The 22,683-nt window shown below is 58.1% G+C and carries 18 protein-coding genes and 1 pseudogene; 11 read left to right on the forward strand and 8 right to left on the reverse strand.

What is annotated here, in order from left to right; all coding sequences use genetic code 11:
- Positions 1–393 precede the first annotated feature (393 nt).
- From VH599_21485 to VH599_21495, 3 genes and pseudogenes are all read right to left on the reverse strand, one after another.
- Positions 394–660: a hypothetical protein gene (locus VH599_21485; protein HEY7350897.1), complete on the reverse strand. Its 267-nt coding sequence runs from the start codon at positions 658–660 to the stop codon at positions 394–396.
- 45 nt (positions 661–705) lie between these two features.
- The gene (locus tag VH599_21490) at positions 706–1,119 is read right to left on the reverse strand and encodes a glycine/sarcosine/betaine reductase selenoprotein B family protein (protein ID HEY7350898.1); all 414 of its coding nucleotides are present in this window, start codon (positions 1,117–1,119) and stop codon (positions 706–708) included.
- Positions 1,120–1,184: 65 nt separating this feature from the next.
- Positions 1,185–1,634 (reverse strand): annotated as a pseudogene (locus tag VH599_21495) (peroxiredoxin).
- 397 nt (positions 1,635–2,031) lie between these two features.
- On the opposite strand from VH599_21495, the gene VH599_21500 reads away from it, so the two are divergent.
- The 3 genes from VH599_21500 (at position 2,032) to serA (ending at position 6,732) form a co-directional block, all read left to right on the forward strand.
- A complete protein-coding gene (locus tag VH599_21500; GenBank protein HEY7350899.1) occupies positions 2,032–3,627 on the forward strand; it encodes a hypothetical protein in 1,596 nt (531 codons plus the stop codon).
- A 318-nt stretch (positions 3,628–3,945) separates the two neighbouring features.
- Positions 3,946–5,085 (forward strand): alanine--glyoxylate aminotransferase family protein, encoded by a 1,140-nt coding sequence (locus tag VH599_21505; GenBank protein ID HEY7350900.1) that lies wholly within the window; start codon positions 3,946–3,948, stop codon positions 5,083–5,085.
- An 18-nt stretch (positions 5,086–5,103) separates the two neighbouring features.
- A complete protein-coding gene (gene serA, locus VH599_21510; GenBank protein HEY7350901.1) occupies positions 5,104–6,732 on the forward strand; it encodes a phosphoglycerate dehydrogenase in 1,629 nt (542 codons plus the stop codon).
- A 4-nt stretch (positions 6,733–6,736) separates the two neighbouring features.
- On the opposite strand, the gene VH599_21515 is transcribed toward serA, so the two are convergent.
- On the reverse strand, positions 6,737–7,465 hold the full coding sequence (locus VH599_21515; protein ID HEY7350902.1) for a J domain-containing protein: 729 nt from the start codon (positions 7,463–7,465) through the stop codon (positions 6,737–6,739).
- Between the two features lie 244 nt (positions 7,466–7,709).
- Here VH599_21515 and VH599_21520 point away from each other — a divergent pair, with 244 nt between their 5' ends.
- The gene (locus tag VH599_21520; GenBank protein ID HEY7350903.1) at positions 7,710–8,606 is read left to right on the forward strand and encodes a phosphoribosylaminoimidazolesuccinocarboxamide synthase; all 897 of its coding nucleotides are present in this window, start codon (positions 7,710–7,712) and stop codon (positions 8,604–8,606) included.
- A gap of 40 nt (positions 8,607–8,646) precedes the next feature.
- Here the strand turns inward: VH599_21520 and VH599_21525 are convergent, their stop codons facing one another.
- The 3 genes from VH599_21525 to VH599_21535 form a co-directional block, all read right to left on the reverse strand.
- Complete coding sequence (locus VH599_21525; GenBank protein HEY7350904.1) at positions 8,647–10,101, reverse strand: glycosyltransferase 87 family protein; 1,455 nt, start codon at positions 10,099–10,101, stop codon at positions 8,647–8,649.
- A gap of 24 nt (positions 10,102–10,125) precedes the next feature.
- Complete coding sequence (locus VH599_21530) at positions 10,126–10,818, reverse strand: CpXC domain-containing protein (protein HEY7350905.1); 693 nt, start codon at positions 10,816–10,818, stop codon at positions 10,126–10,128.
- A gap of 331 nt (positions 10,819–11,149) precedes the next feature.
- On the reverse strand, positions 11,150–13,297 hold the full coding sequence (locus tag VH599_21535; protein HEY7350906.1) for a hypothetical protein: 2,148 nt from the start codon (positions 13,295–13,297) through the stop codon (positions 11,150–11,152).
- A 462-nt stretch (positions 13,298–13,759) separates the two neighbouring features.
- On the opposite strand from VH599_21535, the gene tnpA reads away from it, so the two are divergent.
- Both tnpA and VH599_21545 read left to right on the forward strand, forming a co-directional pair.
- Positions 13,760–14,212, forward strand: a complete 453-nt coding sequence (gene tnpA, locus VH599_21540; GenBank protein HEY7350907.1) for an IS200/IS605 family transposase — start codon at positions 13,760–13,762, stop codon at positions 14,210–14,212.
- 83 nt (positions 14,213–14,295) lie between these two features.
- Positions 14,296–16,575, forward strand: a complete 2,280-nt coding sequence (locus tag VH599_21545; GenBank protein ID HEY7350908.1) for an ATP-dependent Clp protease ATP-binding subunit — start codon at positions 14,296–14,298, stop codon at positions 16,573–16,575.
- Between the two features lie 72 nt (positions 16,576–16,647).
- Here VH599_21545 and VH599_21550 read toward each other — a convergent pair whose 3' ends face one another.
- A complete protein-coding gene (locus VH599_21550; GenBank protein ID HEY7350909.1) occupies positions 16,648–17,643 on the reverse strand; it encodes a hypothetical protein in 996 nt (331 codons plus the stop codon).
- Positions 17,644–17,822: 179 nt separating this feature from the next.
- On the opposite strand from VH599_21550, the gene VH599_21555 reads away from it, so the two are divergent.
- The 5 genes from VH599_21555 (at position 17,823) to VH599_21575 (ending at position 22,565) form a co-directional block, all read left to right on the forward strand.
- Positions 17,823–18,542 carry an SDR family oxidoreductase gene (locus VH599_21555; GenBank protein HEY7350910.1) on the forward strand — a complete coding sequence of 240 codons (720 nt, stop codon included), beginning with the start codon at positions 17,823–17,825 and terminating at the stop codon, positions 18,540–18,542.
- 207 nt (positions 18,543–18,749) lie between these two features.
- On the forward strand, positions 18,750–19,094 hold the full coding sequence (locus tag VH599_21560; protein HEY7350911.1) for a metalloregulator ArsR/SmtB family transcription factor: 345 nt from the start codon (positions 18,750–18,752) through the stop codon (positions 19,092–19,094).
- Between the two features lie 206 nt (positions 19,095–19,300).
- Positions 19,301–20,461: an inositol-3-phosphate synthase gene (locus VH599_21565; protein ID HEY7350912.1), complete on the forward strand. Its 1,161-nt coding sequence runs from the start codon at positions 19,301–19,303 to the stop codon at positions 20,459–20,461.
- 221 nt (positions 20,462–20,682) lie between these two features.
- On the forward strand, positions 20,683–21,588 hold the full coding sequence (locus VH599_21570) for a lysophospholipid acyltransferase family protein (GenBank protein HEY7350913.1): 906 nt from the start codon (positions 20,683–20,685) through the stop codon (positions 21,586–21,588).
- A complete protein-coding gene (locus VH599_21575; protein HEY7350914.1) occupies positions 21,585–22,565 on the forward strand; it encodes a lysophospholipid acyltransferase family protein in 981 nt (326 codons plus the stop codon). The genes VH599_21570 and VH599_21575 overlap by 4 nt, the downstream gene beginning before the upstream one ends.
- Positions 22,566–22,683: the final 118 nt, after the last annotated feature.

Here is a 22,683-nt window from a genome sequence, read left to right on the forward strand (position 1 = left end):
GGACGACCTGCACGAGACCCAAGCCAGCCGCTGCTTGACGCTTCAGGCAAACCCTGAGCGTATCTGTGGCCTCACCGCCTTCCATTGGTGGCCGCAACTCGCATGATAGCACTGCTATTTAACAGGATTTGGTATAAGACCCCACAAGGACAAGCCACCTCGCCTGTTTCTTAGGACGGAATCTAGTGGAGGGACGGGGTTCAACCCGTCTGTTGGCATGCGCGAGCCTATCCACAGGCTAAGTTGAGCATAAACTAGCACATGCCCAAAAATCAGTCAAGCATAGACAACGGGGCGAAAGGCCTCACCAAGGGCAAGCGTGGAAACACCGGCATTCATGCGTCAGAAGGAAGCGCCGTGAAGTTTAAACCGCTCTTTCAAAACGGCGCAGCACTACTCCCGCACAATCTCCCCGGTGCCTTCAATGGCTGGATCGCGCGCATATTCTGGATAGGCGATGTCCCAGATAATGCCAGCCTCGATTCGTGCCTCCCAGCGTCTGAGCGCATCCAGCACCACCTTGCGCTGAAGGTCTTTTTGGAACGGCCCGCCCGTACAATCTCCCAACGTAAAGCCCACCGGATGGATGGCGCGCGGTGGCCCCATCTGCCTCGAAGCTTCCGGCACAAGGGTGATGAGAACCGTTGGAATAGCGAGCATCTCTAACTCACGTTGAATCGCTACGACCGTGCGATGGCAGAGCGGTCAGCCAGCGGTGAGCAAGACCGCATCAGCCGAGGAACGCTCGATGAGACGGGCCATCTCTGGCGCGGCGCGCTCGTAGAGGTCTTTGAGTAGCTGGCTATACCCCATAAAGCCCAGGTGCCGGTTACTGATCCCTTTAATCACACCCTCGGCAGCCAGTTCGCGCAGGCGATCAATCGGAAAGACGCAGTTGATGTCCTGGTCGGCGTGGCGGTGATCGTAATGCTCATGTGTGACCATGAGATCGCCACTTTCCACATCGCCAGGTAGCTCGCGCCAGGTATTATCGCCTTCAAGTTTATATGGCTCCTGGCTGCGCAAATGGATACCTGCTGTGCTGACCAGAGCAAAGGTGCTGGCGCTTAACTCAAGCCTGCGTGGAGTATAGGGAATACAGCGGCGCGACATTGCCATAACGGATCACCTGAAAACAACGAGCGGACAGATATGCTGTCCGCTCCTGATCTGCTGCTCACTAATTAGAGCTTACGCAGCACGTCAAAAAGCTCTTCGTTGTCTGGCGCTTCAACGATGGGGCGATGAACATGAATCCAGCGAATCTTGCCCTCTTTGTCAACCACAAAAAGTGCTCGCTCTGCCATGCCAAACTCGTGCATTACTCCGTACTGCTGGGCAACGGCAGCATGCGGGTAGAAATCCGAGAGCAGGGGATAGGTCATCTGGTACTGCTTCGCCCAGGCATTCAGCGCGTGGCGGGCATCGGCACTCACGCCAATCACCTGGGTATCGTAGCTGTTAAAGCGCGCTAACTCCGCTTCATACGAAGGCATCTGCGCCGAGCAGGTACCGCTGAAAGCAAACGGGAAGAACGCCAGCACCACATTCTTTTTGCCACGAAAATCGCTCAGGGTCACTTTTTCACCACTGGCGCTCGTCAGCGTAAAATCTGGAGCCAGATCGCCAACCTTCAACGTCGGCGTCTCGGCAAGGCTTGGGGAACTCATACAGAACCTCCGTGATAGCCGCATCCTGCAAGCGGATGCCAGTACTCAAAATCAGAAAGCAGACCCATTTCCCACCCAGGCGCGCATGGCATTAACAGTGCGCCCTATGGCTCATCCTTCAGAAATTGTAACATTGCCAGATAAACAAAGTCAAAAAAGGCTGGCTCCCCCTGGGCTATCTGCCTGCGGCTCTGGCGTTGGTATTCATTGACAGAGCAAGTTCTTTGCGCTAGGCTGAGCAAGGTTTTTGTACCAGAGCAGCGTATGTCTTTCTTGCGGAAGCAGCGCCTTGCAGCGCATACTAGAAGCAAGCAATTTCAGCAATCAGAGAGTCATGGGGCAGTTTTTTCAGAATCCGAGCATGAGCCAGAGTCGCGGGCGCCTGCGCACGCTCATGCTCGCCTTTTGTGGCACAGGCTCACTGGGCATCTTTTTGCTTCTCACCCTCAGCTATCCTCTGGAAAAGGACATTCGCTTCCCGCTGGCCGACATCGGCTCGCTGAGCCATTATGCGCCAGGAGTTGCTACCCTGTTTGGCCTCTTCATGCTCCTGCTGATCGCCTTTTACCTCAGCGCCTGCTGGATGATACGCCGCGCGGCCAGTTCCACCACGGGTCTCTCTGAGCGAGCGGCGCAAATGATTGTCATCTTCCCCATTCTGGCGATGCTCATACTCGCGCATCTCTATCCGATTACCTCACTTGACAGCATCAATCAGGCGATTCAGGTACGGGTGCTGACCGTCCATCACGCCAACCCCTTGATCATTCCAGCTTCCAACTTCTCAGACGACCCATTCACCACCTACGACGATGCCCAGAACCTTCCCTCGCCTTACGGCCCGCTCTGGGTCTTCCTCGGCTCCGGGCCTGCGCTGCTGGCGGGCAACAACCTGCTGGCGCTGGCGCTGCTGGAAAAAATGATGCCCATCCTGTTTGCCCTGGGCTGTCTCAGACTCATCTGGCTGATCGCCTCCAGAAGTGCACCGCATCGCCGCTGGCAGGCGTTGCTGCTCGTAGGCTGGAATCCGCTCCTGCTGTTAGAAACGGCTGGCAACGGTCACAACGACAGCATCCTGCTGTTCTTCGTGCTGCTTGCTTTCTACGCACTCATCGTCGGCCCACGCTGGCTTACCCTACCCGCGCTCGCCCTGGCTGCCCTGATCAATAGCCTCACGCTCATCTTCCTGCCGCTGTTCGTCGTCACTCTCTGGCGCAGTTCCCCGCAGGCGCGCCGGGCAATCACCCTGCCTGGCAGCGCCGCCCTCGCTGTGGCGCTGTTGAGTGCAGCCTTGCTGCCCTTTGGCGGCTCGGATGCCCTTGGCAGCCTCCTTCAGCCTGCCAACCATTATGCCACTTCCCTACCAGCCATGCTCTATGGTTTCTTACAGCCTTTCTATGACGAGCTTTTCGCCGATATGATTGTCAAAGCGTTGGCAGCCGGTTGCTTTGGAATCTGGTATCTGGTCATGCTCTTCCGCCTCGCGCGACGGACTACCCTCCCGCCGTCAAGCGATAAGAGCATAGCTCCTGCCGCGCTCATCACCGCCGGGTACGAAGTCACCTTCTGGTTCTTCGTCCTGGCCGCGCTCGGCTTTCACCCCTGGATGATTCTCTGGCTGGTCCCCTTTGCTGCCCTGGAGAGCAATTTGCTGCCCTGGGTACGCACAACAGTGCTGGCAGCCTGCGGATTGTTGGCCCCCGTTATCCTGATTTTCATCAGCAATGGCGCGTTAGTCACCGGAGCGATGGAGCCATTCACCATACAATTGATCGCTACCCTCGCGCTCTTTGGCCCGGCGCTGGTGGCGCGCTCGCTAGAAGCTATCTCCCAGCGGCGTCGTTTGCAGGTGGCCCTGGCCGCAAAAGACGCCGAACTGGCGCAGCTTCAGAGTCAGCTTCACCGCACAGGCGCTCTTGAGAGCCAGCGCACGCCAGAAAAGCGCCGCCTGAGTTAAAGAAAAGTTGACGATAGATTCTTTCCTCCCTTATACTACTACTTCGGGAACTACTTCAGAAGTAGCTCCCGAAGTAGTAGTTCCTCTGTAGCAGGTATATCTATAGGCGCAAACTGAAACAAACCACCTTACACGGATTGCTCCCAAATATGGCTATCTTTGGATAACGCCTGGATAGCGCCCCTGATAATCAATCTTTGCCGCTCACGTTATTTGCGAGAAAGGAGAAGCTGGCCGCTCACCCTCAGCCAACGGGCTGAGGATCATTGAAGCATCAGCGCCGCACATCGCGCCCTCTGTTCCGGCCAGCGCACCCAGATGGTTCAGACACCTAACCAGAAAGAAATTAACCTGCGCATCCCCGGACCCACACCCGTTCCGCCCGTTATTCTTCAAGCAATGGCCCGTCCGATGATTGACCATCGCGGCCCTGAGTTTGCCGACATTTTGACCCGCGTCACGGGTCGGCTCAAATATTTTTTCCAGACCAGTGCTGATATTCTGTGCTTCCCTTCCTCTGGCAGCGGCGCAATGGAAGCCGCCGTAGTCAACCTCTTCTCGCCAGGCGACGCGGTAGCGGCTATCACCATCGGCGCGTTTGGCAATCGTTTCGCCAAAATCGCCGAAACCTTTGGCGTCAACGTCACCCGCATTGACTTCCCCTGGGGGCAGGCCGCCGACGCGCAAACAGTGATGGAGCGGCTTGCAGGCATCGCTGGCCTGCGCGGCGTCATTATGACTCATAACGAGACTTCCACAGGCGTCACGAACGACATACAAACGCTCGCCGAAGCTATCCGCGCGCGCTATCCTGATACCCTTCTCGCCGTCGATGCCGTCAGTTCGCTGGGCTGCGTTGATCTGCGTATGGACGAGTGGAATCTGGATGTTGTCTTCACCGGCTCTCAGAAGGGTTGGATGGTTCCGCCTGGGCTGGCAATGATTGGCGTGAGCGAGCGCGCCTGGAAGGCGAACCAGCAGGCGCGCATGCCGCGCATGTATTGGGATTTTGCCTGGGCCAGACGCAGCCTGGAGAAAGGCCAGACACCCTACACGCCGCCTGTCTCGCTCTTTTTTGGCCTGGATGTCGCTCTGGAGATGATGCAGGCCGAGGGCCGCGAAGCCATCTTTGCCCGCCACCAGACTGTCGCCAATCTGACGCGCGCCCGTGCCAGAGAAATTGGCCTGGAATTGTTGGCCGATTCGGCATATGCCTCCAATACCGTCACAGCTATCAAAGCCCCAGCAGGCATCGAGGTCAAGGCGCTGCGCAAAGCCTTGCGTGAGCAAGATCGCTTGGTGATCGCTGGCGGCCAGGAGCAGCTAGAAGGCAAGATTGTACGTATCGGGCATCTAGGCTACGTCCACGAGCCTGAAATCAACGCCACTATGGATGCGCTAGCGCGGCAGCTAATCGCCCTTGGCTATCAGGTTCCATCGTCAGCCAGGCCGCGCTAGCGCAGGGGAGCTTCGTTCATGACACAACCGGAACAGACGCCAGGCCGCGTGCTGGTGGCTGATCGCATCGCGCAGGAGGGCATGGAATATCTGCGCAAGGCGCAGTTGCAGGTTGATGAGCGCATCGGCCTGAGTCCAGAACAGTTGATCGCCATTCTCGGCGAGTATACCGCGCTGGTCGTGCGCAGCGAAACCAAAGTCACTGCCCCCATTATCGCCGCTGGCAAACAGTTGCGCGTCATTGCACGGGCGGGCGTGGGCGTTGATAACATTGACCTTGAGGCAGCCACCAGCGCCGGTATCCTGGTGGTCAACTCGCCAACCGGCAATATCGTGGCGGCGGCTGAGCATGCCATTGCCATGCTTCTAGCGATGGCCCGCCACATTCCGGCGGCTCACACCGCCCTGAAAGAGGGCCGTTGGGAGCGCAGCCGCTACCTAGGCGTGGAGATTCGGCACAAAACGCTGGGCATTGTTGGTCTGGGCAAAGTTGGCGCGGAGGTCGCCCGGCGCGCCAAAGGGCTGGAGATGCGCATCATCGCTACCGACCCGTTTGCCTCGCCTGACCTGGCCCGCTCGCTTGGTGTCGAACTGCTCTCGATGGATGAACTGCTGGCTCAATCTGATTTCGTGACCATCCATTCCTCGCTGAACGCCTCAACCAGGGGGTTACTTGGCGCGCGTGAACTGGGGCTGCTGAAGCCCCAGGCGCGGATAGTCAACTGTGCGCGCGGCGGCATTATTGACGAGGCCGCCCTGCTGGCGGCGCTGAAAGAGGATCGCCTGGCAGGAGCGGCGCTGGATGTCTTCAGCAGCGAACCCCCAGGCAATGACCCGGTGCTGGCTGAACTGCTGGCGCATCCGCGTGTCATCGTCACACCGCATCTGGGCGCATCCACCGAAGAGGCGCAGGTGATGGTAGCCCTGGACGTGGCCGAGCAGGTCGTCTCTGTCCTCAATAGCGGCCCGGCGCGCGGCGCGGTCAATGCCCCGCTCATTTTGCCGGAAACTCTTCAAGCCATCCAGCCCTATATGGGGCTGGTCGAGAAAATGGGGCGGCTCTATACCCAGTTGCACCCAGGCCCGCTGCATTATGTGGAACTGGCGTGCAGTGGAGGAATTGCCTCGCTGGACCTGCGCCCGCTCAAAGTGGCTCTTATCAAGGGACTGCTTGAGTCTATCTCGGATGCGCACGTCAACATGGTCAACGCGCCCAGCATCGCCAAACAATGGGGGCTGGAAGTGACCGAGCGCACCAGCACCGCGCCCGAACACTACGCCAATCTGGTGACGCTGCGCGTGTATGATGGCAAAGAGCATTCTCTGGCAGGAACCATTACCTGGGACGAAGAGCGCATCGTGCGGGTGGACGGCTATGTAACAGATTTTGCGCCCTGTGGCTATATCCTGATTTGCCGCAACCTGGATCGTCCGGGGATGATTGGCCGCGTCGGAACCATTCTGGGCAATGCGAACGTCAATATCCGCGATATGGATGTCGGCCCCCAGGGTACTGACCGCGACGCCCGCCGCCCGCGCGGCCAGGCATTGATGGTCCTGTCGCTGGATGATGCCGTTCCCACCTGGGCGCTCGACCAGATTCGTGAGACACAGGATATTTCGGATATGACGATGGTCAAGCTCTAGCCGCCTAGAGCTTATCGCGGCGAACACGCCGACCAAACCACCACGAGAGCGCCAGCATCGGCGGCGCGAGCAGCGCCAGCGTGAAAAGAAGCGCCTGATGCTGACTCAACTGGAGATGGGACCAGATGGCTTGCAGGGGAAACCAGCACACGGCAACCGCCATCGGATACCCCAGCAAGCCTATGACCAGCAGACCTTGCCCTAGATTGCGAAGCTCCTCAAATACCATCATAGAAAACGGGCGGCGGTAGACAAAGAGCGGCGTCACGGGAAGCTTGCCGGTGGTTGGGGTAATAGCCGGCCAGTCTCCAGTCGAAACCTTCACACTGGGTATCTTGCTCTGCATTCGACTCACCGCTGCTTGCCTGGACCGACGAGGCGCGACCTCATCATCCTGCTCAGGAGGACGTGGAATCGGCGTGGCGGCGCTCACGGCGCGCTGTCGCCCGGTAGTCGTGCGTCTGGTCATGCTCTGCTGTGCCTGCGCCGCCAGTTGCTGGCGCGCGGCCTCGCGTTGGCGAGTGCTGTCATAGACACGGCGCTGGGCAGCGTTGCCGATGACGCTGTATGCAAGATTGAGTTCACGCATCCGCTCGGAGGCATCGGGTCCGGCATAAACATCGGGGTGATATTTGCGGGCCAGCCGCCGGTAAGCGGCTTCGACTACCTCTTCTTCGGCAAGAGGATCAACTTGCAAGATTTTGTAGTAATCTGGCGAAGGTATGCCGGACATCTTTCTGCTTCCTTACGCGCCAGGAAACCTGACTGGATCAACAAAGACATTACGTGTGGCAAAAAGTGGTCCATACTCGTCTGGTCTGCCAGTTTCAGCCTTTGGGGAGGCGTTTGCTCCTCTCAGTGCCTCGAATATAGCAGATCAAGCAGGGAATAGCAACCCTTCTTATCATTACCATGTGCTACACCCGCTCGAAGAATGCTAAAATATATCAGCAGTCCTACGCGCAATGAGGAGCGGAATGATGCAATCAAAAGTCTTACTAAACAGCCAATTGCCCTGGAAACTTTTCAGCAGGGGCAAAGTCCGTGATACCTACGATCTTGGCGAGCAGCTTTTGATGGTTACAACTGACCGCCTTTCGGCGTTTGATGTCGTCTTGCCCAATGGCATCCCAGGCAAAGGCGAGGTCTTAACCAGATTATCCGCCTTCTGGTTTCGTGAAACCGAGAAACTGATCCCCCATCATTTTATCAGCGCAGACCTCAAGGATTACCCTCCAGAGGCGCAAAAGTACCGCGACCAACTGGCAGGGCGCTCCATGCTCATCAAGAAAGCACACCGGCTCAATTTTGAGTGCATCGTGCGCGGCTACCTGGCCGGATCAGCCTGGAAAGACTACCAACAGACGGGGATGGTCTCCGGCATTCGACTCGCGCAGGGTCTGCGCGAAGCGGAGCAGCTACCCGAACCCATCTTCACTCCCTCCACCAAAGCGGAGCAGGGGCATGACGAGACGATTACCCTGGAGGAGATGAAAAACCACCTGGGCGAAGAGCTAGGCCAGGCGCTGGCGGATACGAGCCTGGCAATCTATACCTATGCCGCCAAGCTGGCCCTGGATCGTGGCATTATCATTGCCGATACCAAGCTGGAGTTTGGGCTGCTTAACCATCAACTTCTGCTGATTGATGAAGTCCTGACCCCGGATTCTTCGCGTTTTTGGGCGGTTGGTGATTATACCCCCGGCCAGTCGCCGCCAGGCTTCGATAAGCAGTTTGTGCGTGACTATCTGGAACACATCGGCTGGAATAAACAGCCGCCCGCGCCCGCGCTGCCCCCCGACGTGATCGAAGGAACCGCGCAGCGCTACCGCGAGGCGCTGCAATGGTTGACCGGTGAGGACATCAGCGGCTGACGCCGAATCAGCCGCCCGCACCCGGCATTCTCGTGTTTTTTTACTTCGATGAGCCAGCCGTCGCTCCTGCCGCCGCAGAGGCTTCTTCTCTGAGTAGCTCCCTCAGCGCGTGTGGGGAAGCTGGTTTCTGTGCGGAACGGCTGCGCAAACGGAACAGGTCAAAGAGATAGATCACGACGAAAAGCGCCAGCAACAGATTGCGCCAGGCGATAGCCGGATAAAATGCCGGAACCGAGGGCGCTTCGGTGATGTAATGCCGGACTCCGTACAGATACGGATAGATGGCGGTGGTCAGCAGCGAGATGAGGAGCCAGGAAACAAACCAGAAGAGCCTATCCAGCCCGATAGCATAGGCCATGAGTGGGGCCAGCCAGATAAAGTACTGCGGGCTGAAGACCTTGCCAGTCAGAATGATAACCAGCAGCACCGCGACAAACGCCTGTTTGAGAGAGAGCTTACCCCGCCACTGCATCCAGGCGACCCCAGCCACGCCAGCCACCATCAGCCCCAGGAAGAGGGGCGAGAGCAGGCTCGTCATAGGGCCAGGCGGTGGACCATAATAGGTCGAACATCCTCCCAGCGCGCGCTCATAGACGTTGAGCGACCCGAACTGAAACGCGGTGCAGATGGGATGTCCCAGCAAAGAAGCCACCCACAAGAGACTGGCCGGAGCCGACTCAATCTGAATAGGCCGGAAGGTAAAGTAGTTGAGCGGGCTGAGCGCGCCCTCCGCATTCACAAGCAGAGAGGCCAGGAAAACGCCAGCGCAGGCTGCCGTGAAGGTACCCACGCCGACGAGCCGTTTCCAATGCAAGAGCGGCTCTGACCGGCTGCGCTGCTCGGCCAGAAACAGCGGCAGAAGCAATGGGAGCGGATAGAGCTTCAGCATAACCGCGAGAGCCAGCAAGACATACGCCCAGGTGAAACGCCCACGCACCGCTGCCACCAGGCAGAACAGGGTAAACGCCGCCGGAACGAGATCAAAGCGGCTGACGGCGGTCCCCCAGGCGCCCAGTACCAGATAGGCTGCAAACGCCAGCGATGCGCCGCGTGGGCCGACCCGCCCCAAATACCAGTAAAGGCCCGCAGCCAGCAGCGCCATCCAGACGGCGAACCCGATCTCAAACCAGGGTCCAGGTGTCAGCAGCGTCAGCGAAAAAGGAAGCAGCGCCAGGGCAGGATATTCGCGCGGAAGCGTATGAAATGGAAGCAGAGAGGCATAGCTCTGGATGAAATCGCAGGAGGTATCGGCAGGATAGTTAGAACCACCGAACCAGAAAGCCGAGGCATAGCATTGATACTTGGCAACATCGGTATAGGGCAAGAAATACACGAACGAACTGCCACCAAGAAGCAGACCGCACATCAAAAGCATTGGAAGAAGACTGATCCACCCTCTACCCGCCAACATATCTGAGGACCAGCGCCGCCAGCGGGATGGAAGCTGCCCATCCTGCTGGGATGCCGCGAGGGTTGTTGGTTCAACCGTCTGCATCTTTGCTCCTAAGAACACTATCCTTCATTGTCTGGGCGCGAGTTCGCGCATAATCGCCCCAATCGCCCGGCGCGGACCATAGAGCCAGACCGTATACTCGCCAGGCTCATCATCTATTTCTACCTGGCAGTTCATCTGGCGAGCCATCTCGCCCGCAATGGCGAGCAGACGCTGGCGTTCTTCTTCGCGCTTGCTCTTGCTGCTCAGCGCCAGCTTCCCAAGCCGTTCCTCCGGCGAGAGCAACCCGGTGACTACTTCACAAAGCTGCTCCACCCCAAATATCACCTGAAGCGGCGGCGCGTCGCCTTGTGGCTCTCCAGCGCCCGACAGAATCTCCAGAGCCACCCCCTCATCATCCTCCGCTTCCCCAGTGCTTGCGCGGGTGGGCCTCTCCTGATGCTGAAGAAGCAAACTCTGCTCCACTGCGACAGCATACGCTCGCCGTAACTGCTGAAGCAGCCCCGCGCGCTGCTCCTCCGGGAGATCAGCGCGTGGGTCTACATAGGCAAAAAGCCCGCGCGCCACATCATGGTAGAGAAAAGGACGCGCAATGGCTGCGCGCCTGCCACAATGAGGACAGGTCGCCACGTTCAGCAATCCCGCCAGCAAGGTATAGAGCAACTGCGGCTCAAGGGTGACATTCACCGCTTCATAGATCGGCGTAGTAAAGCTTGTTCCACAGGCACAGGTAAATCTGTACGCAATTGATCGATCCATAGTTAGACAGGGCAACGCCTGATATGCCTCGCGCCTCAGCGTCTTCTAGCAGAGGAAGCAGGTAATCGCCAGGTGATCTGCATCGGCGCCCAAACCCCTCTATGCAGAACGAACAGAAAAGGAAAACAATCACATTCCAGAAACGCATCCCATCAGCAGCATTCCATCCAGGGAGTATATCACAGGCTCAGCGCCACAAGCCAGATAGAAGCAAGCCAGCGAGGCCGGACAGATAGCCCGACCTCGCTGGCTGTGTTGACCCCCGGCAGAAGAAAGGACCAGACTACGAAAAGACCAGACTACGAAAGAAACCGGCTACGAAAGGAGGCGATTACGAAACGCTTTCCGCCAACTGATGGACCTGCTCCAACAGGCTTCGCGCCTGGCTGATAAGCTGCTTGGCCGCACCCTCATTGAGGGCCTGGCCGTCGAATGCAGCCCCTTCCAGCATCGAGATCATTTGTCCAGCCAGATTGTCGCGCTGCGTGGTGAACTGCGCAAGCTGGCTTTCCAGACTGGTATAGGTGCTATCGCCTGCCGAGTTACTCTTCAGCGCCGCTGTCGAGATGACCAGGCTATCAAGCCCAAGCTGCTGCACCGTAGCGTTGATCTCCTTGTAGGCCTCAGCCAGCCGACGCAGCGTCTCGTGGTGGGCCTTCAGGCTCTTCGGCAGCGCCGATGGGTTAATGAACTCGAAGAGGACACGCCCATCATGCGCATAATCGTCCTTCAGATGCAGCAAGGCCAGCATCGTGGGGCGCGTATCTGTGTGGTCAGACCAGATTTGGTCAGTCACGCCCAGATGGCGGATGCCCGGCCCCACCATGCCTAGCCAATTTGTGACGATCTCTGGCTGAACATCTCCATGATTCCAGGCAAAACCCGGATTTTCCGTCACGCAGGGCGACGTGCAATTGCGGGCGCCAGCGAACAGGAAGTAATTGGGGTCCGCAAACAGCGTGAACGTCGGTGTTCGCGCCGGATCAGCGGTAATCATGTGCAGCAGGTTCATCTCCACCGGGTCAGCCATAAACGCCGTCAGGTGGTCCGTATTGCCTGTGATCGGATTCACTGCTGTTAGTTGCCCGGTAGCCTGCTCAAAAGCGCGTGTGATCGGGTCGGTGCGAGCAGGGTTGCCAGTAATGTAGACCGTCGGCGCGTCATCGCTATGCACGGTGAACGGGGTCGTAATGCCCTGCTGGGTCGCCAGCAGTCCAGCGAGATTGGTATTGATCTCGCCAATCTTACTGTACGTGCAGGGAACCGTCACACCATCGCAGTCAGCCGGGCTTGGCGGGCCGCCGGCAAAATGGTCACCCTCATCCACCGTAAAGACGAATAGGGTATTGCTCTTATTGATGCCATCGTTGGCAAGCCGCGTAAAGAACTTGCCGAACGCATCATTATAAGATGCTAGCGCCGACACGTAGCCAGCCGCCCCGGGGCCGAATGCCGGGCCGCTGGGATGGGCATCATGCGCGTCCGAGATATAAGCGTATGTCACCGGCACGCCATGCTCCTGCATTGCTGCCACATAACCCAGCGAGACAGATGCCGACATGCCATCGAAGCCAGGGAAACCGATATGGCCGCCTGGATCCTGAATGACATTGCCGTTCAGGTCGGTCAGCGGGCCATTGGGGCTGATCTGTGGAGCCACGTACTTGTGACCAAACAACCCCATGTAGCCATTGTAGCCGCCAGGCTCATCCGGCAGCAGATCAGGCTCGCCGGTATTTGCCGACGAACAAAGAGCGTTCCCCTGGGCGCAATGAACGCCGATGCCCACAAAATCAGCAAACGCCTGCGTGGGATTGGATGCAACCTCTTGCGCCTGGGGCGAATTGGCCCCAAAGACCGTCGGGATGTCAGTGGCAATATTTTCTAGAATGGTGTTGGCCGTGGCAACACCGCCCCAGTTGCAGCCGTCGCGCGTATAGGGTACCCAGGGGGCAGGCGTATTCTTGCCAGCGGCGGTCAACATGTTGAACGTCGTATCTGTGGGGGCCGAGGTCGTCGGGTCAAAGATCGGGTCGGTCCAGTAGGCGAACGACACTCCCAGATTAGTTGTGCCGTTTGGGTTGAAGTAGCGGTAGCTGTTGCTTACCGGCACGCCATGCTGGTTGGGATAGACCCCCGTGAGTGAAGTGAGAATGCCTGTCGCTGTGTGCGAGATCAGCACAGTATGGTGGTTGTCATCGAGAACGCCGTTATCTTTGATGAAGTTGAGCAGGTTGGGCATCTGCTCCAGGTCCGAGGGAACATTGGGGTTGTCGCGCATAAAGTGGGTGTTGTCGAACTGAATATAGATGACGTGTTGAATCTGGCCGTCCGGGCCAAGCTTGCAGGAACTGCCATCCGCCGCGTGGGCGTTGGGGTGAACAAGCTGCGCTGCTCCCATCAGCCCAAACAACACCAGCACGACTGCGGCAGCGATGCGAGCAATAGGTTGCCGCCAGACAAGAACCATCCGATCCATAGGGCCTCCTTAGTCATACAACACTGAGCTGACAATCATCGGTCGCCACATGGAAGGTCACGCTATTCAGTTGTCGCCGGGGGAAAGTGAACCAAAAGCGCAAGGTTGATCAAGGAGTTTTTGCGCTCGTCCTTAATAATACAAAGAAGCGTGAAGCAAAACAAGCGCCAGGTTTAGGGCAGGTTTCAAGGATAAAGAGGCGCCTGGGCGAGCGAACGACCGATAGCACGCCCCAATCCCAGCAAAACAAAAGCCAGAGTTTCTATAGCACAGGCAAGTAAAGAATGGGTGAAGAATAAGTAAAAAGGGCTACTCGAACCCGTCATGAGGAAAGTGCTGACCATGCAGCGCCATCCACGTGCTATACTAATTCTGTAGTTGTAGCAAAGAAAACTACAAAATTCATGGCTGAAACCCTGGACATCTTGACGTACCCGCTGTATAATATTGTAGGTGTGAAACATGGACATACAGAATTATCAAAGCTGGCGGATTACCTACCACTTCGTCTGGGAGCCAATGCGCTCAAAGCCGTGTCTCGTTGGCATGATAGCGGAGCGATTGCAGACGCTCATCCGGGAAAAAGCGAGCGGCGTTTCTTTTGAGCCGTTGGCAGTGATCATCCTGCCTGATCGCGTCTATCTGGCGGCTGCCGCGCCACCAACTCTTTCCCCTCACCACATCGTTTGCCAGGTGAAGGCGTATACATCGCGGGTTTTGCGTGATGAATTTCCCGAACTGACGCGCATTCCCACGCTCTGGACACGCGCCTATCTGGTGATGACGGGGGAAGCCATTCCCATCGAGGAGGTATTCCAGCGTTATGAAGCCATGCAGCAACCTCGACGACCACGCGGACGGCCACGCAAAGTAGGGCCACCATCCGACGAAGAGGACGACTCCCCTCCCGTCTGAATCCTGGCGGGCTTTCTGGACCGCAGGCCAGGCGAGAAGAGGAACTACCACACCCAACCGAAAGAGTAGGATAGATTAAAAACATGCAAAAATGTGAACGCTGCCAGACCAACGACGCGCGGGTCCGCCTGGATACCCTCGTCAATGGTCGCCGCGAGCAGCATTACTTCTGCCAGCCATGCGCCGAAGAACTGCTGGGAGGCGATCTGAATAGCCTTTCTGGCATCGGTGGCAACTCCCTGGGCGGCCTCTTTGGCAATGCTGGCGGCGCAGGTGGGGCAACGCCTTTCGGCTTCAGGCCAGGCGCGGCTGGCACAGGCACTGCTCAGAGAAATGCCGATAAGAATAGTAAGACGCCTACTCTCGACCAATTCGGGCGCGATCTGACCGCCGAGGCCCGCGATGGCAAGCTTGACCCTGCCGCCGGGCGCGAGCGCGAGATTCGCCGTGTGCTGACGGTGCTGGGCAGGCGTCAGAAGAATAACCCGGTGCTGATTGGCGAGCCAGGCGTTGGCAAAACGGCCATCGTCGAAGGTATTGCGCGTCGCATCGCCGAAGGCAACGTCTCAGGCAACCTGCGCAACGCGCGCATCGTCGCGCTGAGCATGGGTGGGATGGTTGCCGGCGCGATGTTCCGGGGACAGTTCGAGGAGCGCATCAAGCAGGTGCTTGAGGAAGTGCGCCAATCACCTAACGTCATTCTCTTCATTGATGAACTGCATACCGTCGTTGGCGCGGGCGCAGCCGAAGGGGCGGTTGGCGCGGGTGATCTGCTCAAGCCAGCCCTGGCGCGCGGCGAACTGCGCTGTATTGGCGCAACCACGCTTGACGAGTATCGCAAGCATGTGGAGAAGGACGCAGCCCTGGAGCGACGCTTCCAGCCGATCATGGTTGGTGAGCCGTCTGTCGAGGAAGCCATCGCCATGCTGCGCATCGTGCGCGAAAACTACGAACATCACCACGACGTAAAAATTACCGACGAAGCCATTGAGGCGGCTGTGCGGCTCTCAGACCGCTATATCAATGATCGTTTCCTGCCGGACAAGGCCATTGATGTCATGGACGAGGCCGCTTCATCGCTCCGGCTGGAGGCTATCGAGCGCGGATTGCTTGGCCCTGAAGCCGTCAGCGACCTGGAGAAGCAGATTGCCGACATTCAGGCCGAAAAAGAGGCCGCAGCCCTGGCCGAAGAGTACGAGCGCGCCGCCAAACTGCGCCAGCGCGAACTCAAAGTACAGGAGCAGCTAGAGGAAGCGCGCGCAAAAGCCGGGCAGATCGCCACCATGATGGTGACGCCAGCGGATGTCGCCAAAGTGGTTGAGGGCTGGACCGGCGTACCAGTCAGCCAGATGCTGGAGGGCGAGCGAGCGAACCTGCGCCACCTGGAAGACGACTTGCGCAAGCGCGTCATCGGCCAGGACGAAGCGATCAGCGCCGTCGCGCGGGCCATCCGCCGCTCGCGGGCTGGCTTGAAAGACCCACAGCGACCTATCGGGTCGTTCCTGTTCATGGGGCCAACCGGCGTCGGCAAGACTGAGCTTGCCAGGGCGCTGGCGGCCACCATCTTTGGCAGCGAAGACGCCATGATCCGGCTGGATATGTCGGAATACATGGAACCACATACCGTCTCGCGGCTCTTTGGCAGCCCACCAGGCTACGTAGGCCACGACGAGGGCGGTCAGTTGACGGAGCAGGTGCGGCGACGTCCGTACAGCGTGATCTTGCTGGACGAGGTTGAGAAGGCCCATCCAGAGGTCTTCAACGCGCTGTTACAGATTCTGGATGATGGCCGCCTGACCGACGGCCAGGGGCGAACGGTGGACTTCAAGAACACCGTCGTCATCATGACCAGCAACGTGGCAACCGCCGAATTGAAGCGCGCTGCCAACATTGGCTTCCTGCCCACACACTGGGGCGACGCAACCAACGAGCGCGAGAGCGAGGAGGCGCAGCGCAAGGCCAAAGCGATAGAGGGGCTGCGACGGGCGTTCCGTCCAGAGTTCCTGAACCGTATTGACCAGATCGTTGTCTTCCACGCGCTGGGCCGCGCCGAACTGCGGCAGATCATCAACCTGCTGCTGGCAAAGGTGCAGGAGCGACTGGCCGAACAGGGCATCACGTTGGAGTTCGGTGACGACCTGCGTGACTTCCTGATGGCTGAAGGCGTGGATGAGGAGTTTGGCGCGCGGCCTCTGCGCCGGGCGATCCAGACCCACATTGATGACGCGCTGGCCGATGCCCTGCTGGCTGGCGCCCTCCAGCCGGGGCAGACCGGCGTATTGACCGTTCAGGACGGCAAGGTGCTGGTGAGCGCACATGGCGAGCCGCGCATCACCGCCGCCGAGCCAGCCAGAGCCGCATAACCTATAACCGTCTGTACCGTTTCCTTATACCGTCGCCCCTTCGGTATCAAACCGAAGGGGCGACGGCATGTTTTACGAGTCTTCCGTCCTGCTGATGTTTACGGCTTCGTCGGTAAAATCAGCAGCACCCTGTCGCAGATCATCCAACCGTCTTGCGGCTATCTCAACACTTTCCTGGACCTGCTCATCCACCAGCGGCCACTGGCGCTGCACCCACAGCGCATGACGTATGAAGGGAAGATGGGCATCGGCCAGTTCGTTGAGCAGATAGGTCCGATACTGGAGTAGAAAGATTTGTTCCCACTCGCGCACCTGGGCGCAAAACGCACGAAGTTGGAGACGGGCCTCTGGCGGCTCAGGAATGAGGTAATTCCACTGACCCCGCACCACATCAAACAAGTACTCAAGCATGGTTGCCCCTGTTGGAGCATCTCCCCAGGCGCGATAGAGCCGCACACAGTCCTGCTTGCGCGCTACATACTGTCCTGTTTTCCACGCCAACAAGGCAGTTGCCACCCACCCAAGCGTGCGCATGATGTTCCGCGCCGAAAGTGCCTGCTGTCCATCGGGCAGAACGACCCATCGGTTCACATACCCGTAAAACTCATCTTTGGGGTTCGGATATGGCGCCGAGAGCAGGACTGGTTTCGGGCGCGTATAGACAGCATTCATCAACCAATAAGCGGCGTGCATCCGATCATGCGTCCATTGGGCTATGGAGAGCAGGGGGTAACGCTGACAGATGTCCGTCCCAAAGAGCAGCTTTCCAGCCAGCTTGAGCGTCGGAGCGATCCCCTGAGACAACTCAGATGCGTCATATACGCTGACATCGAACGAGACAAGCGTATTGGGATAGCGTTCTGACCAGAGTGTCGGCGAGGGCAGCGTACCAGTCTGGGCAACGATTACCATATCAATGTCGCTCGTCACCACCGCGCTGCCGTCGGTGTGGCTGCCCTGGAGATAATAAGCCAGTATGCGGTGAGGATAGGTTGTCTCGTAGAGCGCCACGAAGCGGGTGAGCGATTCATCAATGATGGGATGATTGACAGAGAAGAATACCTTCATTAGACCTGCCCTTGGGGTATACTACTGTTACGATGGTGCTCTATCTCCATAATCCTCTGGCAGCGTCATCCTTAGCTCCCATCTTAACTATAGCAGATCAAAGGGCCTCGTAGCTTTGAGCAGGTAAAGCCGAATAGAAATTACATGCTGCCCAAAGCCAGACAAAACAGGAGGTTATCATGGAGCTTCGCCAGGCGGTTGTGGCAATTACCGGCGCGAGCCGGGGCATTGGCCGCGAGACGGCGCTCGCCTTTGCGCAGGCAGGCGCACACATCGTCGGCGGCTCCCGCGACCTGGTCGCGCTGGCAGAGGTCCAGGCAGCCGCGCTGGCCGCAGGCGCGCCTGGCGCACTGATGCTGCCGCTGGATGTCTGTCAGGCGGCAGCGTGCCAGCAGTTTATCGATCAGGCTGTCAAAACTTTTGGGCAGATCGATATTCTCGTCAATAATGCGGGGCTGGGCTACTATGGCCCCGTCACCGCGACCAGCGATGCCGAATGGGACGCCACCATACGCACCAACGTAGACGGCGTGTTCTACTGCACGCGCGCGGCCCTGCAACCTATGCTCGCGCGCGGCTCCGGCCAGATCACCATGCTCTCATCGGGCCTGGGCAAACAGGCCCGCGCAAACCAGGCCGCCTACTGCGCCTCGAAGTTTGCCATCCAGGGCTTCGCCGAGGCGCTGCGCCAGGAAGTACAGCCCCAGGGGATTCGTGTAACGCTCATCGCCCCAGGCTTTGTCGCTACCGAGTTCCGCGCCACGCATCTCAACCGCCCTAACGTCCCCCCTCCAGAACAGATGCTCACTGCTCGTGATGTCGCTGAAGCCATCGTCTGGGCCGCCCAGGCATCCGCAACCGCGCTCCCCTCTGAAATCGTATTGCTGCCAGGAAGATAGGCATTCGCTCCCGCTCTTCCTGGGTAATTCATCAATAATTTATCAATGAACCGTAATTAATTTCTCAATCTGGCGTGAAAGGGTTGACAGGGGGATTTCTTTCAGGTAATATATCAATGAACCTTTATATGGGATTCATTGATATAGGATTTCTTGATGCAAGCAAATGAACCCATAGAGCAGGCTGAAAGAGGCGTAAGGGCCACTATGAGTGAATGGCTGGAAGTGAGTGAATTAAAGACCATGCTGCGGGCGCTGGCCGATGAAGCTCGACTCAACATCGTGCATCACCTGGCAGGGCAGGGCGAGGTCAACGTCACCGAGATTTGTCAATCGCTGGATATTAAGCAGCCGTTGGTTTCCTGGCACCTGGCGATGCTGCGTCGGGCAGGGCTGGTGCGCAGAAGGCGCCTTGGTCGCCAGGTATACTGTTCCCTGGACTTAGCGCGCTTCCAACGCTGCCAGCAATGGCTGGCCTCACTCATCGAACCAGGCGCCAGCGCCCCGGACACGGCAAATCTGGAATTACAGGGAGAGCGCGTGCAACCCTGACCACGCCACGGGTATAGTCCCTATCTGATAGCTTCACAGCGTTAGTTTGTGTCGGAGCTTTGCTGCTGTCCAGCTCCAGGCAGCACGCGGCGCGTCATCTCTTTGGAGCAAACGGGCAGGTAAGGGCTGGGAAGTCCGGCGCACAAAGGCCCAGGAACATGACCTGGATCATCACTGATTGGAAACTTGAGAAGGAGACACGTACTTTGAGTAAGAACGGGAAAGTGAAGGTAGCCATCATCGGTGTAGGAAACTGCGCCTCATCGCTGGTGCAGGGGGTTCACTACTACCGCGACGCCCACGAAGATCAGTTCATCCCTGGTCTGATGCACGTGAATCTGGGGGGCTACCACATCCGCGACATCGAATTTGTAGCCGCCTTCGATATTGATCAGAACAAAGTTGGCAAAGACCTGGGCGAAGCGATCTATGCCACGCCAAACAACACCTATAAATTTGCCGATGTTCCCAGGTTGGGCGTGAATGTCAGCCGGGGCATGACACACGATGGCCTGGGCAAATATCTCTCCAGGATCATCACCAAAGCCCCTGGCTCGACAGTGGACATGGTGAAAATCCTCAAAGACACTGGCGCAGATGTTGTCGTCAACTACCTGCCAGTTGGCAGCGAAACGGCCACCAAATGGTATGTCGAGCAGATCTTGCAGGCGGGCTGCGGCTTTGTGAACTGTATTCCCGTCTTCATTGCCCGCGAAGCCTACTGGCGCGCCCGCTTTGAGCAGGCCAGGCTCCCCATCATCGGCGATGACATCAAGAGCCAGGTTGGCGCTACTATTGTCCATCGCATGCTCACCCGCCTCTTCCGCGAGCGCGGCGTGCGCCTGGAGCGTACCAGTCAGCTCAACGTTGGCGGCAACACCGATTTCCTGAATATGCTGGAGCGCGAACGTCTCGAATCCAAGAAAATCTCCAAGACCAACGCTGTCACCAGCCAGCTTGACTATGATCTGGGTGAAGAGAACGTTCACATCGGCCCCAGCGACTACGTTGCCTGGCTCACCGACCGCAAGTGGGCCTACATCCGTTTGGAGGGGCGCACCTTTGGGGATGTACCGCTCAATGTCGAACTCAAACTGGAGGTCTGGGATTCCCCCAATTCCGCTGGAGTCGTCATTGACGCCATTCGCTGCGCGAAGCTGGCGAAAGATCGCGGCATCGGCGGCGCGCTGCTCGGTCCCGCCGGCTACTTTATGAAGTCCCCGCCGATTCAGTATCATGATGAAGAGGCTCGCCGGATGACCGAAGAGTTCATCACTGAACACAGCGGCGCCGAACAGGAAGTGAAGGGCAACGGCAAGCGCGAAGTTGAGCCAGAGGTTGTCCACGAGCTACCCAAGCATAGCTAGCCAGGTAACGATGGGAGGGTACAGAGATCACACCCTGCATCTCTGTACTCCTCATCCGCTGATGTATCTCCCCGCATCTCTCATCCGTTGTAGAGGCAGAGAGATCGGCAAAGCAATAAAAGCCCTGAAGCCTTGCGAGGAGACGAACCAACGTTATTTCCTGGCTTTACGAGCGTCTCGCAGACGCCTCATTCCTCAAACTGACTAGAAGGTAGTGCGGCATGATCTACTGGCTGCTCCGCAGCGCAACCTGGCTGGTTCGCTGGATACCCGGCAAACCGCGTCGAGTCATCGGTGGACTCCTGTGCGTGGCAGCCTACTGGTGTTGGCCCGAAAAACGGCGCAACACCATCAACAACATGGCGCACATCCTGGGGCGTCCCGCTTCTGATCGCCAGGTACGACAGTTAGCGCGCCGCTCCTGGGGCAATTATGGCCGCTATCTGGGAGACTTCTTTAATTTCCCAAATGTAACCAGGCCGCAACTGTTGTCGCGTCTGGTTGATATATCCCCAGCCGCCGGCGGCTGGGTTCAGATTGCTAAAGAAGGACTGGCGCGGGGCAAAGGGATCATCATTGCCACCGCCCACTTTGGGAACTGGGACGTAGCTGGCGCATTGGTCGCGTCGCGTATCTCCATGGCTGCCATTGCCGAAACATTTCCAGACCCACGTGTCAACGCGCTGGTACAGGGGCAGCGCGCCGAAAAAGGCATTCGTGTGATCCCAATGGAAGGCGTCGGCGCAAGGAAAGTGCTGCAAGCTCTCAAAAACAACGAGGCAGTCGCTATTGTGTTTGATCGCCCTATGACCGCCAAAGATGGCGTACCAGTCACCTTCTTTGGCAGCACAACCTATGTCCCAGGCGGCGTTGCCGCCCTGGCGCTCAAAGCTGGCGCAACCATCATGCCTGGCTTTGCCTGGTACGCCGAGGAAATACCCGGCTCTTACTATGGCAAAGCCGGTCGCCCGATCATCGCTGAGCCGGTTCCCGGCAAAACCACCGCCGAGCAGGTGGTGGAAATAACACAACAGATGTGCGACGCGCTCGAAGCGATTATCCGCGAAGCGCCTGACCAATGGTATATGTTTCGCTCATTCTGGCCGAAGGAGAAGACCTCAAGATGAAGTACTGGCTCTTTCGGGTTGGTCTCGCAGTTATCCCACACCTTCCGCAGCGACTGGCGCAGCAAGGCGCGCTGGCGGCTGGCTGGCTCCTCTGGATACTGCTGCCGGGGCCGCGCCGACAGGTGAGCGAAAACCTGCGCCATGTGCCGCGCCTGGCGGCAGATCCGCCAGTGCTGCGCCGGGCCGTGCGGAACGTTTTCGGGAACAGCATCTTAAACTATGTTGATTTCTTCCGGCTGAGCACTGTGAGCGCGGCTGAATTGGCCGATTACTGGGAGGTGAGCGGCCTGGAACATCTGGACGCGGCGCTGGCAAAGGGGCGCGGCTGCATTCTGATTAGCGGCCATCTGGGAAACTTCGATTATGCCATGCGCCACTTCATCAATCTGGGCTATACGATCACCGTCACCCAGGAACGCCTCAAGCCAGAGCGGCTGCACGAACTCGTGATGCAGGCCCGCAGCACCCCTGGGGTACACTGGGCGCCGGTGGACTCGGCCAGCGGGCTGCGCCAACTTTTCAGTGCCCTGCGCCGTAATGAAGTAGTGATTATGCCAGCAGACCGTGATATTCAAGGGCATGGGGAAATCGTCCCACTCTTTGGCGCGCCAGCCCGTCTGCCCCCTGGTGGGGTACAACTCGCCCAACGGACAGGCGCTGCGCTCCTGGGTGTTTTTCCTCATCGCAAAGGGCTGGCACATGGGCATGGTGAGGTTGTCCCCTTGCCAGTGTTGACTGCTGAAGAAGAGGCTGCCGAGCCAGACCCGCTGCGCCAGAACCTGCATCGGGCGGCAAAGCTCCTGGAACAACAAATTGAGCGTAATCCAGAGCAATGGGTCGTCTTCCAGCCAATCTGGTTGGCTGAACCAGCCGCAGCGCCCATTGGGCCTGACGGAGCAGATACCCTATCGCTTCAGCAGCCGGAGTCAGCCGCGCCCCAACACAACGAAAATCTGCAAACGCATCATGTCTCATAATCCATTCTTGACAGAACCTTAACACTTGTCTGATGACAGAAAACACATCACAGCATACAATGACAGAAACCGAATATCGATCACACAAATTGGCAAACGAGTGGGGCGTGATAACCAG

The organism is Ktedonobacterales bacterium, from assembly GCA_036557285.1.
GTDB lineage: Bacteria > Chloroflexota > Ktedonobacteria > Ktedonobacterales > DATBGS01 > DATBHW01.

What these genes read in the sequence shown, in the direction of transcription:
- VH599_21550 (HEY7350909.1), bottom strand. Translation starts at nt 17,643, where the DNA reads ATGAAGGTATTCTTCTCTGTCAATCATCCCATCATTGATGAATCGCTC.
- VH599_21560 (HEY7350911.1), top strand. Translation starts at nt 18,750, where the DNA reads ATGAGTGAATGGCTGGAAGTGAGTGAATTAAAGACCATGCTGCGGGCG.
- VH599_21485 (HEY7350897.1), bottom strand. Translation starts at nt 660, where the DNA reads ATGCTCGCTATTCCAACGGTTCTCATCACCCTTGTGCCGGAAGCTTCG.
- VH599_21490 (HEY7350898.1), bottom strand. Translation starts at nt 1,119, where the DNA reads ATGGCAATGTCGCGCCGCTGTATTCCCTATACTCCACGCAGGCTTGAG.
- VH599_21515 (HEY7350902.1), bottom strand. Translation starts at nt 7,465, where the DNA reads ATGTCCGGCATACCTTCGCCAGATTACTACAAAATCTTGCAAGTTGAT.
- serA (HEY7350901.1), top strand. Translation starts at nt 5,104, where the DNA reads ATGACACAACCGGAACAGACGCCAGGCCGCGTGCTGGTGGCTGATCGC.
- VH599_21535 (HEY7350906.1), bottom strand. Translation starts at nt 13,297, where the DNA reads ATGGATCGGATGGTTCTTGTCTGGCGGCAACCTATTGCTCGCATCGCT.
- tnpA (HEY7350907.1), top strand. Translation starts at nt 13,760, where the DNA reads ATGGACATACAGAATTATCAAAGCTGGCGGATTACCTACCACTTCGTC.
- VH599_21500 (HEY7350899.1), top strand. Translation starts at nt 2,032, where the DNA reads ATGAGCCAGAGTCGCGGGCGCCTGCGCACGCTCATGCTCGCCTTTTGT.
- VH599_21505 (HEY7350900.1), top strand. Translation starts at nt 3,946, where the DNA reads ATGGTTCAGACACCTAACCAGAAAGAAATTAACCTGCGCATCCCCGGA.
- VH599_21525 (HEY7350904.1), bottom strand. Translation starts at nt 10,101, where the DNA reads ATGCAGACGGTTGAACCAACAACCCTCGCGGCATCCCAGCAGGATGGG.
- VH599_21520 (HEY7350903.1), top strand. Translation starts at nt 7,710, where the DNA reads ATGATGCAATCAAAAGTCTTACTAAACAGCCAATTGCCCTGGAAACTT.
- VH599_21530 (HEY7350905.1), bottom strand. Translation starts at nt 10,818, where the DNA reads ATGGATCGATCAATTGCGTACAGATTTACCTGTGCCTGTGGAACAAGC.
- VH599_21545 (HEY7350908.1), top strand. Translation starts at nt 14,296, where the DNA reads ATGCAAAAATGTGAACGCTGCCAGACCAACGACGCGCGGGTCCGCCTG.
- VH599_21575 (HEY7350914.1), top strand. Translation starts at nt 21,585, where the DNA reads ATGAAGTACTGGCTCTTTCGGGTTGGTCTCGCAGTTATCCCACACCTT.
- VH599_21555 (HEY7350910.1), top strand. Translation starts at nt 17,823, where the DNA reads ATGGAGCTTCGCCAGGCGGTTGTGGCAATTACCGGCGCGAGCCGGGGC.
- VH599_21570 (HEY7350913.1), top strand. Translation starts at nt 20,683, where the DNA reads ATGATCTACTGGCTGCTCCGCAGCGCAACCTGGCTGGTTCGCTGGATA.